This is a genomic window from Bradyrhizobium sp. Pa8, assembly GCF_052588265.1.
The window spans coordinates 1,979,353-1,991,985 of sequence record NZ_CP176767.1 but is presented as its reverse complement, the minus strand read 5'-3'; the positions used below and the strand labels follow the sequence as shown (position 1 = coordinate 1,991,985).

Here is a 12,633-nt window from a genome sequence, read left to right as displayed (position 1 = left end):
CCGTCCTATTTCACCACGCCGATCTCGCGAAAATACTTCATCACCCCCGGATGGATCAGCTCCGGCCTCGGTGCTGCCGCGACCGTGTTCGACGCCGTGGTCTCGCAGGCCTGCGCGAGCTGCTTGCAGAACGTCGCCTCGACGCCGTGCAGCGTCTTCGCGAGGCGATAGGCGACGTTATCGGGCAGATCCTCGCGCGTGAGCACGAAACTCCACGAGCCGAGCGAGGCGATCGACTCGGCCTGCTTCGGATAGGAGCCGGCCGGCACAAGCAGCGGCTTCAGGAACGCATGCTTGGCGCGAATGCGCGTGATCTCTTCGGCAGTTGGCGCGATGAAGCGCGCGCCTGACGCGCCCGATGCCACCGCGGCGAAACCGGGCCAGCCGATGCCGGCACCCCACAGCGCGGCAACGCGGCCGTCCTCGACCATCGCGGGACCATCGCCGGCACGGTCGAGATAGATCGCCTTGAAGTCCTCGTCCTGCTTCAGGCCGAGGCCATCCAGCACATAGCGCGCCAGGATCGGCAGGCCCGAGCCTTTGGCGCCGAATGCGACGGGCTGGCCGACGAGATCGCGAATGGTCTTGTACGGACTGTCCGCCCGCACCACGAACATGCCGGGGTTGGAATAGATCGCGGTGAGGATCTTCAACCGCACAGGCGCGCGGCCGATGCCGGCAAACGCCTCATAGGCCGGCTCGCCCGCGACCAGCGCGAGATCGAGTTCGCCCTTCTCCAGCAGCGGAATGTTCTCGTTGCTGCCCTTGGTGTTGCGGGGTGCGATGGTGATTTGCGGATCGGCCGCATTCATCACCTCCGCGAAGGCGTTGCCATAGAGCGGAAAGCCGCCGCCAGGCGTCGCGGTGCCCAGGCTGAGTGTCGTGGTCGGAATGGCGTTGCCTCCGGTTTGAGCAGCGGCGGGGCTTGCGAGTGGATTTGCGAGCAGCGTCGCGCCGAGAAGGATTGTGATTGCGAATCTCATGATGAGTCCCGGCCGCCCCGCGTCAACATCGACTTGCGGCGATGTAGGCAGCGGGCGGATTTTGTGAAAGCATGGGCACAACGACAATAGAACAATGGGAGACGTCATGTTGCGAATTTTGCGTAACACTGTTTTTGGGCTGGTTCTTCTTTCAGGTCTTTTCAACGCCTCCCCTCCCGCCTCCGCCGCCGGCTACCCCGACCGCCCCGTGCACTGGATGATCGGCTTCGCCGCCGGCGGCCCGGTCGACATCGTGGCGCGGATCATGGCGCAGGCGCTGTCGGATCGCCTCGGCCAGCAATTCATCGTCGAGAACCGCGCCGGCTCCGGCGGCAACATCGCGGCCGGCGCCGCGATCAATTCGCCCGCGGACGGCTACACGCTGCTTTTCGTCGCGCCCAACAACGCGATCTCGACCTCGCTCTACAAGAAGCTGCCGTTCGATTTCCTGCGCGACACCGTGCCGGTCGCCAGCATCATGCAGCTCACCAACATGCTGGTCGTCTCGAACGCGTTTCCCGCGAAGACGGTCCAGGAGTTCATCGACTACTGCAAGGCCAATCCCGGCAAGATCTCCTTTGCCTCGTCCGGCAACGGCACCTCGGTGCACATGTCGGCGGAGCTGTTCAAGGTGATGACCAAGTGCGACATGGTGCACGTGCCCTATCGCGGCTCCGCGATCGCCTTCCCCGACATCATCTCCAACAAGGTGCAGCTGATCTTCGACAACCTTCCCTCCGCGCTCGAGCAGTCGCGCGGCGGCAATGTCCGCGCCATCGGCGTGACCTCGCCGCAGCGCTGGCCGAGCGTGCCCGACGTGCCGGCGATCGCCGAGACCGTGCCGGGCTTCGAAGCGGTCGGCTTCTACGGCATCTCCGCGCCGAAGGGCACGCCGCCCGAGGTGATCGAGATCCTCAACAAGGCCGTCGGCGAAGCCCTGAAGGACCCGAAGGTCATCGCGCGGCTGACCGAGAACGGCGGCATCCCGAAGCCGATGACACCGGCCGAGTTCGGCAAGCTGGTCGAGGATGAGACGGCGAAGTGGAAGAAGGTCGTGGAGTTCGCCGGGGTTTCGGTGGACTAGGGCAGCGATCTGCCGCGAGCTTTCAGCTCGCCAGCACGACGTCGGAGGGAGGCCGGAAGGCCCCCTCCCATCAAAATTGTCGAAAACAACCCCATGCACAGTAGAGGAGACTAGCGATTACAAAGGGTTACGGAGGCCGAACGACGAGCCTCCGCCGGGGCGATTTGACTCGTCGGGCAAAACAGGAGCATAAGGGCATCATCGCATATTTCGGGTATTCAAAAATCACAGGCGATGCCGCGCCAGCGTCTCAATCCGCCGGAGCCAGCATTGCACCCCCGCCTCCATCCCTGTAAACGAACCGCGCACCGTTGCCGGCCGCGCATTCCCGCGGCCGTCTCGCGGCGGGGCCTGTAGCTCAATGGTTAGAGCCGGCCGCTCATAACGGTCTGGTTGCAGGTTCGAGTCCTGCCGGGCCCACCAGTGAAATCAATCACGTATTGGGGTTTCATTCCCTCGCGCCTTGGCGCGCCGCATCAGAATCGCCTCGCTCTCTACCGCGCTAGGGCCGCCGTCCTCTCATCCTGCTGCGGCGGCCGTTGACAAGGCCAGGATCAGCGGAAACACGATCCGCGTAGCTAAGAGCAGTAAATCCATTAAACTTACTTTTGGCTTGCCGTGCTCGCCAGACGCCGTTCCCTCCGAGTTCTCACTCGGAGGTTCAACGCGTCCGCCATGGAGGTGCGATGTCATCGCTCAAGCTTCTGATATCAGAAGGGACTAGCCGTCGGACGAACAACCAGCTCGCTGACATCGACGTCATTGGGCTGTTCGATGGCGTAGGCAACGGCGCGGGCGATGGCATCTGCGGGAATTGCGATCTTGCGAAACGTCTTCATCTCATTGCGGCCCGCTTCGTCGGAAATGCTTTCGGCGAGTTCCGACTCGGTGACCCCCGGACACACGACCGTCACACGGATCTTGTCGGTTTCCTGCCGCAGCCCATCCGAGATCGCCCGGACTGCAAATTTGGTCGCACAATAGACCGCCGCGGTCGGCGTCACGTGGTGGCCGCCAATCGACGAGACGTTGATGATTTGTCCAAAACCCTGGGCTTGCATCCCCGGCAAGACCGCGGCGATACCGTGCAAGACGCCGCGAATGTTGATGTCGATCATCCGGTCCCACTCGTCGACCTTGAGCGAGGCGAGCGGCGAGAGCGGCATGACGCCGGCGTTGTTCACCATGACATCGACGCGCCCGAACTGATCCTTGGTGTAGTCGACGAAGGCCTGTGTATCCTGACGGCTGACGACATCGAGCGCACGCACCCGAACGGAGCCGCCGCCGGCGGCAATGATCTCAGCCAACGCCTCGAGCCGATCTATCCGGCGGGCGCCGAGAACCACATGCGCGCCCTCGGCCGCGAGAAGCTTCGCCGTCGACTCGCCGATGCCGCTCGAGGCACCGGTGATGGCAATGACTTTTCCTTTGATGTTGGACATGACTGTTCTTCCTTGTGGATGGTTACGCGTCTTGCGACGCCGGCAGTGAGACCATGGAGAAGCGCCGCAGATCGAGCTCGCCTTCCACGAGGGTCGGCACCAGCGCGACGAACGCCTGCATATGCGGTAGCGCGAAGTGCGTCGCGAGGTCGTTGGCAGAGTGCCAGTTCTCGTAGACGCACCAGACGTCCGGATCGGCATCGGAACGATGGAGGTCGTAGTTGATGCAGCCGGCCTCCTGACGAGACGGCACGACCAGTGCGAGCAACTGTCGGCCCAACTCCTCTGATTGGCCTGACTTCGCCCGAATGAAGGCAATATTTGTCACTTTGGTCATCGGTTGGCTCCTGTCTGGACGGCGAAATCGGTGCTGAGCGTGAGGCTTTCCCAGCGAATGAGGTCTTCTTCGAAGCGATCGAGACGTCCCCTGGCGCGATCAAGCGCATCGCTGCCGAGCAAAAGGTTCAGCGGCGGCTCGTCGGACGAGACAGCCTCCATGATCGCCATGGCGCCGCGATCGGGATCGCCGAGTTGCTGCCCGTCCTTGGTCAGGAGCCCATCGACGGCGCGCCCGCTTGTGACAGCGTAGTCGTCGATGATGCGTGATGAACGAAGCACGGAGCGGTTCGACAAGAACTCGGTCCGGAACGATCCGGGGTTCACTACGGTCACCCAGATGCCGAACGGCGCGACTTCTTGCGCCAGACTATATGACATGCCTTCCAGAGCTGATTTGGTGGCGGCATAGAGCCCGGCTCCGGGCGTCGGTGCGACCCCGGCGATCGAGGAGATGTTGATGATGTGCCCCCGCCGCTGTTCGCGCAGCCACGGCAGTGCCGCACGAATGAGAGCGAGAGGAGCGAAGAAATTTACCGCGAAGACATGATCCGCTTCATCCGGCGTCGAGGCTTCGATCGAGCCGAGCAGGCCGTATCCGGCATTGTTGACGATCACATCGATCCGACCATGTCCGGCAAATGCAGCGGCAACGGTACGCGCAATCTGATCGCGGTCAGTCATCTCCAACGGCAGGACGGTGAGATTTTCCGCGGCGAGGCCCACGGGCTGTTCGCCGCGGCGCGTGGTGCCGATTACCAGATCGCCCTTGGCGAGGACTGCCTTGGCGAGCGCAAGGCCGAGCCCTCGCGCGATGCCAGTTATGAGCCAGACTTTCTGATCCATGGGATTTCCCTTCATCTGCGAGCCGCCGACTTGTCGGTCGGTGCTGAAGGGAAACTAGTCGGGCACTGCCGATCGGATAATCCAGGGAATTCCGGACGGGTCTTTCAGCTCAGCCGCATAATCGACCGAGCCGGCATCAGCGCTCAGCCGCGTTGGCCTTGACGAAATCAATAAAGGCTCGAAGAGCGGGAGCCATCTGGCGCTGCTGAGGATAGCAGACGTAAAATCCCGGAAAAGGGACGGAATAATCCTCAAGAAGCGGGACGAGCTTGCCCTGCTCAATCAGGGGCTTCAGCTCCTGTTCGATCCAGAAGGCAATCCCCATCCCCTGGACCGCCGCGTCAATAGTCATCGTCTGTTCGCTGAGGATGAGCGGACCGTCAACCTCGACCTCGAACCAGGCACCGTCCTTGAAGAACTCCCAATTGTAGGGAGTGACCCGGCCCGGCCAACGCCAACGTATGCATTTGTGCGCATGCAGATCCTTCGGCGTTTCGGGGCGGCCATGGCGGGCAATGTAGTCAGGCGATGCGACGGCGATCTGTCGCATGTCGCTGCCAAGTTTCACACCGACCATATCCTTTTCCAGAACCTCACCCAGGGTAAATCCAACGTCGAAGCCGCCGGCAACCAGGTCGACAACGGCGTCGTCAACCAGGATATCGAGCTTGATGTCGGGATAGGCGATGTGGAAAGCGGCGACAATCGGCGCAACATAAGTCCGGAAGGCTTGCCGCAGGCAGCGGACTCGCACCATCCCGGCAGGCCGATCCCGGAAATGCCCGACATCGGACAGCGCCGCATCGAGTTCGGCAAGCGCCGGTCTGATCCGAAGCAGCAGCCGCTCCCCGGCCTCTGTCAACGCGACACTACGCGTCGTGCGGTGGATCAGGCGAACGCCCAACCGCTCCTCGAAGGTGCGGATGATCTGGCTGAGCGAAGACGGGGAAAGACCGAGCTGTTGCGCAGCTTTAGAGAAGTTCCCCTGCTCGGCGACAGCCACAAAAGCACGAAGATCAGTGTTTCCGGTCGCCCGCATTCGAAATCCAAGGGAACTGAATCGTTTATGTATCTGAACCTAAACAACCCGTGCGGTCCAGAACGGATTATCTCTCGCGCGCTCATCTCCTAGCTTTCGACCAGTTGGCACCGCAGCGCATGTCGCTACGCAAGCGTGCCGAAGAACCGCAAGTTGAGGAGACTAGGATGACTGCCATTTCCACGACCATGAACGAAGTCGAAGGCAAGGTCGCTATCGTTACCGGCGCCGCCAGCGGCATTGGCCGCTCTATTGCAGAATTGCTGCACGCCCGCGGCGCCAAGGTGATCGCTGAGGACATCAATCCCGATGTCGAGCGCCTGAAGAGGCCTGGCATCGTGCCCCTCGTAGCGGATGTCTCACGGGAGGATGCCGCCGGGAAGGCGGTCGCGCTGGCCCTTGAAAATTTCGGCAAGCTCGACATTCTCGTGAACAACGCCGCGCGGATCATGAGCAAGCTCGTGATCGACATGACGCTGGAGGATTGGAATGCGATCATGTCGGTGAATGTCACCGGTGCCTTCCTGCATTCACGCGAGGCCATGAAGGCGATGATCCCCAACAAAAGCGGCGCGATCGTCAACATTGCCTCCTATGCCGCTTATTTCGCCTTTCCGCAGATCTCGGCCTACACCTCGTCCAAGGGCGCATTGGTGCAACTGACGCGAACGCTGGCGCTCGAAGCCATCGAACACGGCATTCGTGTCAACGCCGTCGGCTCGGGCGATGTGGTGACGAATATCTGGGCCGGCAAAATGGAGAATGGGCAGGGCTTCCTGGCCGATCACGGCGGCAAAGCGCCAATCGGCCGCGCCGCCGAAGCGAACGAGATCGCCGAGGTCGTGGCCTTCCTGGCCTCGGACAGGGCGAGTTTCATCGTCGGCTCGGTCGTCATGACCGATGGCGGCATGAGCGTGAAGATCGGCTAATCGCAAGGCAACCGGGTGGAGTCCCGTCGCTCCACCCGGTCGGCGTCCGTCGAAGGGCCCCATGCGCCGCAATGGCGCACCAGTTTCGCCCCAGAAACAACCCGCCCGAAACACAACGAACGCGATCGAAATCAAACGAAAGCATAGCAAAATCAACGAACCCAGCCGTTATCCTCCCGCTCATAACGGTTTGGTTGCAGGTTCGAGTCCTGCCGGGCCCACCAGCCTTCGCTCGCTTCGCGAGCTTCGGCTAGGCGAGCCAGCGCCATACGCCAAAAGCGAAGCGGGCGAAGGCTGCCGCGCCGAAGCCCAACGGGCGAGGGCGGGCTGTAAAATCAATGACCAGGGCCATTACCTGATTTTCCGGTGGACTGGCTGATTTTATTTGAGACATGATCAAGATCGCGACACTCCCCGTTGCGACACGCGATGCCCGCGAGCGCATCCAGCGGCGGATGTGTGGCGCCATTCCTGCCTCTCTCATTCCTGCCTCTCTCATTCCGGGACTGAACATGCGCAAGCTTCTGGCGATTTTGGTGATCGCGTGCTGGGCCACTTCGGCTTACGCACAAAAGGCCGACCTCATTGTCACGAACGCAAAGATCGTGACGCTGGATCCCGCATCGACGATCGCGCAGGCTCTCGCAGTCCGCGACGGCAAGATCGTTGCAGTTGGCGGCAACGATGCCATGGAAGGCCTGATCGGGCCCGCGACACGCCGCGTCGACGCAGGCGGACGCACCGTCATCCCGGGATTGATCGATTCCCATATTCACGCCGTGCGCGCCGGCCTCACCTACGCAACCGAGGTCAACTGGATCGGCGCAAAGACGATTCGTGAAGCCATGGAACGCTTGCGCCAGGCGGCCAAAGCGCGCCCGGCGTCCTGGATCATCGTGGCCGGCGGCTGGAGCGAATTGCAATTTGCAGAGAAGCGGCGGCCGACGCTCGCCGAGGTGATGTCGGTCGTTCCCGACAATCCGGCTTACATCCAGCTGTTCTATTCGGCGGTGCTGATGACGCCGAAGGCGCAACAGGCTCTCGGGATGTCCGCGGATCAGTTGCCGGCCGGCATCACGGCCGAACGCGCCACATCGGGCGAAACCACGGGCTGGTTCAACGGCTCCATTGTCAGCATCTCCGCGTTGTTCGATCGCCTGCCGAGGCCGAATTTCGAGGACAATGTCGCCGGGACCCGGCAGTTCTTCACGGAGCTCAATCGTCTCGGAATTACCGGGATCGTGGATCCCGGCGGCTTCAGCATTTATCCCAGCCACTACGCCGCCTTGCAAAAGCTCTGGCGTGAAAAATCACTGTCGGTGCGTGTCGCCTACAGCCTGTTCGCCCAGAATGTCGGCGCTGAGTTCGAGGAGTACAAGACTCTCACGCCGTTCCTGCCGATGGGGTTCGGCGACGACATGCTGCGATTCAACGGAATTGGCGAGCGGATCACCGGCGCCATGTACAACAACAACGCGCCCGACGCGGCGGCGAAGGACAAGTTCCTCGAGATCATTCGTTGGGCGGCAAAACAAGGCCTGACGGTCACCATCCATTGGCAGGAAGACAAATCCGTCCATCAGCTCCTCGACCTCTATGAAGAGGTCAACAAGGAGACGCCGCTCGCGCCGCTGCGGTGGTCCATCGCCCATCTCGACAACACCTCGCCCGAAACGCTGGCGCGGATGAAGGCCCTTGGTGTGGGCTGGACGATGCAGGACGCCATGTACCTCGGAGGCGACCGTATCGTGGCGCAGGCCGGCGAAGCTGCGCGCCAGATGCCGCCCATCGTCACGGCGTTGCGCACGGGCGTCCATGTCGGGGCCGGCACGGATGCGCATCGGGTCGCATCCTACAATCCGTTCGTGGCGCTGCAATGGATGCTCGACGGCAAGACCGTCGGCGGACTATCGACGCGCGGCCCGGACGAAACACCCAACCGCGAAGAGGCCTTGCGCCTCTACACCGTGGGAAGCGCCTGGTTCTGCTTCGACGAGACGCGGCGCGGCACGCTCGAAAACGGCAAGCTCGCCGACTTCGCGATTCTCGACCGGGATTTCATGTCCGTCGCCGTCGAGCAAATTGGCGCCACGGCGTCTCTGCTGACGGTCGTGGGTGGAAAGGTCGTCTACGCAGCGGATGTATTCGCAAGCGCAAAATAAGACTGGAGGCCCGCCGTGCCGCTCTCGCGAAATCTCGATTACGGTGACAGCGCACTCAATTGACCTATTCCGCTTCGACACGCATCATCGCGGGCATCGCGGGCATCGCGCGCTTGGCATCGTCGTCCCCTGTCAACCGCACCATCTCGCCCAGCGCGATAACGGCCGCACTCGTTGTAATTCAGTGCACTGTCACCGTAATCTTGCACCACTTCCCGCGTCGTCGCGACCGGCTTCCCATGATGAACCCGGATCAACTCCGCCTGTGAGCTTGTCGGTACCATTTGTTGATTTCACCTGCGGTGGCAAGCCACACGTCATCACGGCGGACGATATGGGCGAATGCCGCCGCGAGATGCTTCATGCGAAACGGCTGGCCGACGATGAAAGTGTGCAAGGCTATCGGCAGCACCCTCGGAACGCGAGCGCCCTCTTCGTAAAGAACGTCGAACTGATCGCGAAGGTTCTTGCCGAATTCTTCCGGAGAGGACCCAAACGTAAGCAGCGAAGGGAGATCGTTGCATTCGACAGAATACGGCATCGACAGAAGGGAGCCCTTCTCCACCTTCATTTCAAAGGGCAGGTCGTCGCATGAATAATCGCAAAGATATTCTATGCCGCGCTCAGCAAGAAGATCAGGGGTCGCGTAAGTCTCCGTCAGAAACGGGCTCAGCCACCCCTTGGGCTTTTCGCCGGTCGCTCTGACTATGGCGGCAAGCGTTTCGTCAATCAGCGAGGCTTCGTCCTGCAACGAAAGGCCGTTGACAATCTCGGAGTTGTTTCGCCCGTGTCCCATCCACTCCCATTTGCGTTTGGAGCCTTCTTCGATGATTCTGGGATATTCGCGGCAAACATCAGAGTTAAGACAGACGCTTGCAGGCAAGCCGTACCTGTCCAAGGTCTCCATCAGGCGCCAGATGCCAACGCGTTGGCCGTAGTCTCGCCATCCGTAATTCAGGGGATCCGGCTTGAAATGAGCGGTCTGCGATACGATTGCCGGCCCAGGTCTGTCCTCCGGAAAATGCTCGATATTGATATACACGACCACTGCGATACGCGCATTGTTCGGAAAGCGGACCACCGGGCGATCAATGATGGGGGAGTATTCGTAACGTTTGGTTTGGGTCAACATCGGACTGGACTTTCCTGGCTAAGCCGAACGGGGAGACGATTCCCCTCTCTCCGCTCCTTCGCGCGAGACGGAGTTGCAACGAACCGGCCATGAAGCCCGACTCAAGCAAGGCCGTCGATCAAAGTGCGTAACCGCTCCCCGAAGCGTCACCACGACGACCGCAATGAACGTGCACAGTATGCGAGGATCTGCCGGATCCCGCTGTTTCCAGATTATCGCGTTTGAGGCAGTCTTGCTGGAATTCCAGCGGACGCCTGTAACCAGATCCGGCCGGACAGCGAAATGTAGAGTCTAACAATTGTGGGGTCGAGCTTACGACGACTTCAAGCTATGGCCCGTCGCCAGCGACCGACGATGTTGCGAGCGCGTCGAGAAGCGATGGCGGCTTCCTCGCCATGATGAGCCTGTTAACGGCTACGGCTTCCTCGCCGATCCGGCATGGGTGCCCGCGACAACCGTTCTCGCAATGCGTCGATGAAAGCTCGCGTCACGAACGGGGGTGAGAAGCTGTCACCGCGACGGCTTCTCCCTTTCCAGGAATCCTGTTCGATTATCCTTTTAGAACGGCAGCTGAGGCCTTGCGGATGACTTCGACAACGAGGTCAGGCTGGGAAAGCATCGTGACGTGGCTACTGTCGGCCTCGACGGTGGTCGCGTTCATGCGCTTAGCCAGGAAACGCTGGAGATCAGGATGAACGGTCTGGTCCTTCCGGGCCAGGATATACCAGCTCGGCTTCGATCTCCAGGCGACCTCATCGAGCCTTTGCTGCTCGAGCAGGTCGGCAGCCGGCGGGTAGTGGGTCGCCCACACAAGCTTTTGCTCCTGTTCGGAAAGATCCCCCGCGAAGTGTTTGACACCTTCCGGCTTGATCCAGACGCGGCCGCCCGCGACCTCGATTTGGGAGAAGATTTCGGTGGGATACTTGTCGAGTTGGCTCTGCACTGTTTCCTGAACATCGGGAACGACGGCAGCGATGTAAACCAATCCGGCCACGCGCTCGTCAGTCCCCGCACCTGTGATCGTCGCTCCGCCGTAGGAGTGGCCGACGAGGATGGCAGGACTGCCAACCCGTCCTAGTGTGCGCTTCACAGTGGCTACGTCGTCGGCATAATTGTTGAGGCCGTATTGAACCGCGATCACTTCGTGCCCATCGGCCTGTAGCGCAGGGATCACCTTGCCGAAGCAGGAGCCATCGGCCCAAAGGCCGTGGCAGAAGACGATGCTGGGCTTCGCAGTCGACATTGTTCGTTGTCCTTTTTTGGGTTGCAGACTGCGTGACGGTAAATCTCCCTTTTGCCGATGACTAAGACCTTGTAGGCTTCGAGCTATGCTTGGAAGATATACGAGGGGGGCATGGAACTCCGGCATCTGCGCTATTTCGTTGCCGTGGCTGAAGAAGGCAGCCTGCTGACGGCCGCTCAGCGGCGACTGAACACCTCGCAGCCATCGCTCAGCCGACAGATCCGCGATCTGGAATTCGAAGTCGGCGTTCAGCTATTGGAGCGTCAGGCGCGCGGCGTGACGCTGACCGCCGCCGGAAGAGTGTTTCTTGATCACGCGCGGCTGGCGCTGCTGCAGGTTGAGGCGGCAACGGAGGGGGCCCGGCAGACGGCGCAACCGCAAAAGCCCGTCCTCTCGATGGGATTCCTTGTTGGCTTGGAGGTTATGTGGCTCCCCCAGCTTCTGCGCATCCTCCGCGAGGAAGCACCCGACGTTGAAGTCACGCTCAGCACGCAATCTTCACCAGAGCTTGCGCTCGCATTGATGCGGGGAAAGTTGGATATAGCTTTCCTTCGTCCCGAGAAAGACAACGAGGGCGTCGTCTTCAAGATGCTGGCGAAGGAGCCCTTGATCGCCGTGCTGCCGGCCGAACATCGTCTGGCATCGCGCAAGAAGATTGGCCCCCAAGATCTCGCCCGCGAGATCTATGTCAGCTCCGCAAGAACTTCTCCGGTTTTGCAAGAGGTCATACAGAACTACGCATCTCGGGTCGGTATTGCTCTCAAGGCGAAGTACGAAGGCGAAAACATATCATCGGCCATGTCGCTCGTGGCATCCACGGGCGGAATTAGCCTTGTACCCCTCTATGCGCAGAACATGCTGGCACCAAACGTCGTCGCTAGAGCGCTCGAGGGCAGTGCTCCAACGGTCGATCTGGCCCTGGGATACAATCGGGCAAATCCGTCACCCTTGCTTCGTCGGCTTTTGTCCCGCGCGGATGAACTGGTCGCTAACGTTCAGAACCAGAGCATAATACGCTATGTTGAAGCCCAATAACTGGCGGCGTAAGACGTCCGCACCGGGTCAAGTGCGGCGATCTCCTGTCGCTCGATAAGCAGACATATGGCTTGCAACTCCGGTCCTTTTCTCGCAATCGCGCTCAGCCGCATCAGCGAAACCCGTTGCGACGGAGTATCGCCGCCTGCGGCGAGGCCGGACTGCTGCGGCCGATCGTAATGGAGCCACAGAACGCGTCCGCCAGGAGCCGTCGGGCCGAACGTAATGACGATGGTGAAGCAGGCCGTTGCGGGAAAGAACGCCAGGGATCTCGATGGGAAGTCCGCCGGATGATGAACAAGTAGGCCACCGCGCGCGTCGAGCAAGACACTTTCACCTGTGGCATGCGTCAACGTGCCTGTCTTTCCCACCCGCACTCGCAGCATTCTCGAGGACTGC

13 protein-coding genes and 1 tRNA gene are annotated in these 12,633 nt (G+C 61.1%); 5 read left to right on the top strand and 9 right to left on the bottom strand.

Features of this window, described 5'->3' with window-relative positions; translation table 11 throughout:
• Positions 1–5 precede the first annotated feature (5 nt).
• The gene (locus ACKWRH_RS09075; protein ID WP_445220223.1) at positions 6–983 is read right to left on the bottom strand and encodes a TAXI family TRAP transporter solute-binding subunit; all 978 of its coding nucleotides are present in this window, start codon (positions 981–983) and stop codon (positions 6–8) included.
• 106 nt (positions 984–1,089) lie between these two features.
• On the opposite strand from ACKWRH_RS09075, the gene ACKWRH_RS09070 reads away from it, so the two are divergent.
• Both ACKWRH_RS09070 and ACKWRH_RS09065 read left to right on the top strand, forming a co-directional pair.
• Positions 1,090–2,067 carry a Bug family tripartite tricarboxylate transporter substrate binding protein gene (locus ACKWRH_RS09070; protein WP_445220222.1) on the top strand — a complete coding sequence of 326 codons (978 nt, stop codon included), beginning with the start codon at positions 1,090–1,092 and terminating at the stop codon, positions 2,065–2,067.
• Positions 2,068–2,414: 347 nt separating this feature from the next.
• A tRNA-Ile gene (locus ACKWRH_RS09065) sits at positions 2,415–2,490 on the top strand.
• Between the two features lie 287 nt (positions 2,491–2,777).
• On the opposite strand, the gene ACKWRH_RS09060 is transcribed toward ACKWRH_RS09065, so the two are convergent.
• The 4 genes from ACKWRH_RS09060 to ACKWRH_RS09045 form a co-directional block, all read right to left on the bottom strand.
• Positions 2,778–3,512 carry an SDR family oxidoreductase gene (locus ACKWRH_RS09060; RefSeq protein WP_445220221.1) on the bottom strand — a complete coding sequence of 245 codons (735 nt, stop codon included), beginning with the start codon at positions 3,510–3,512 and terminating at the stop codon, positions 2,778–2,780.
• Between the two features lie 22 nt (positions 3,513–3,534).
• Positions 3,535–3,849: a putative quinol monooxygenase gene (locus tag ACKWRH_RS09055; RefSeq protein WP_445220220.1), complete on the bottom strand. Its 315-nt coding sequence runs from the start codon at positions 3,847–3,849 to the stop codon at positions 3,535–3,537.
• Positions 3,846–4,694 carry an oxidoreductase gene (locus ACKWRH_RS09050; RefSeq protein WP_445220219.1) on the bottom strand — a complete coding sequence of 283 codons (849 nt, stop codon included), beginning with the start codon at positions 4,692–4,694 and terminating at the stop codon, positions 3,846–3,848. The genes ACKWRH_RS09055 and ACKWRH_RS09050 overlap by 4 nt, the downstream gene beginning before the upstream one ends.
• A 136-nt stretch (positions 4,695–4,830) precedes the next feature.
• Entirely contained in the window at positions 4,831–5,733 is a 903-nt protein-coding gene (locus tag ACKWRH_RS09045; protein ID WP_445220218.1) for a LysR family transcriptional regulator, read from the bottom strand.
• Positions 5,734–5,900: 167 nt separating this feature from the next.
• Between ACKWRH_RS09045 and ACKWRH_RS09040 the strand changes: the two genes are divergently transcribed.
• Entirely contained in the window at positions 5,901–6,662 is a 762-nt protein-coding gene (locus ACKWRH_RS09040; protein WP_445220217.1) for an SDR family NAD(P)-dependent oxidoreductase, read from the top strand.
• A gap of 250 nt (positions 6,663–6,912) precedes the next feature.
• Here ACKWRH_RS09040 and ACKWRH_RS09035 read toward each other — a convergent pair whose 3' ends face one another.
• Complete coding sequence (locus ACKWRH_RS09035) at positions 6,913–7,131, bottom strand: hypothetical protein (RefSeq protein ID WP_445220216.1); 219 nt, start codon at positions 7,129–7,131, stop codon at positions 6,913–6,915.
• Positions 7,132–7,174: 43 nt separating this feature from the next.
• On the opposite strand from ACKWRH_RS09035, the gene ACKWRH_RS09030 reads away from it, so the two are divergent.
• Positions 7,175–8,824, top strand: a complete 1,650-nt coding sequence (locus ACKWRH_RS09030; protein ID WP_445220215.1) for an amidohydrolase — start codon at positions 7,175–7,177, stop codon at positions 8,822–8,824.
• A gap of 253 nt (positions 8,825–9,077) precedes the next feature.
• Here the strand turns inward: ACKWRH_RS09030 and ACKWRH_RS09025 are convergent, their stop codons facing one another.
• Together ACKWRH_RS09025 and ACKWRH_RS09020 are read right to left on the bottom strand one after the other, a co-directional pair.
• Complete coding sequence (locus ACKWRH_RS09025) at positions 9,078–9,956, bottom strand: polysaccharide deacetylase family protein (RefSeq protein WP_445220214.1); 879 nt, start codon at positions 9,954–9,956, stop codon at positions 9,078–9,080.
• 550 nt (positions 9,957–10,506) lie between these two features.
• Positions 10,507–11,199: an alpha/beta fold hydrolase gene (locus tag ACKWRH_RS09020; protein ID WP_445220213.1), complete on the bottom strand. Its 693-nt coding sequence runs from the start codon at positions 11,197–11,199 to the stop codon at positions 10,507–10,509.
• 111 nt (positions 11,200–11,310) lie between these two features.
• On the opposite strand from ACKWRH_RS09020, the gene ACKWRH_RS09015 reads away from it, so the two are divergent.
• Positions 11,311–12,234 carry a LysR substrate-binding domain-containing protein gene (locus ACKWRH_RS09015; RefSeq protein WP_445220212.1) on the top strand — a complete coding sequence of 308 codons (924 nt, stop codon included), beginning with the start codon at positions 11,311–11,313 and terminating at the stop codon, positions 12,232–12,234.
• On the opposite strand, the gene ACKWRH_RS09010 is transcribed toward ACKWRH_RS09015, so the two are convergent.
• The gene (locus tag ACKWRH_RS09010; protein ID WP_445220211.1) at positions 12,216–12,560 is read right to left on the bottom strand and encodes a hypothetical protein; all 345 of its coding nucleotides are present in this window, start codon (positions 12,558–12,560) and stop codon (positions 12,216–12,218) included. The genes ACKWRH_RS09015 and ACKWRH_RS09010 overlap by 19 nt on opposite strands.
• Positions 12,561–12,633: the final 73 nt, after the last annotated feature.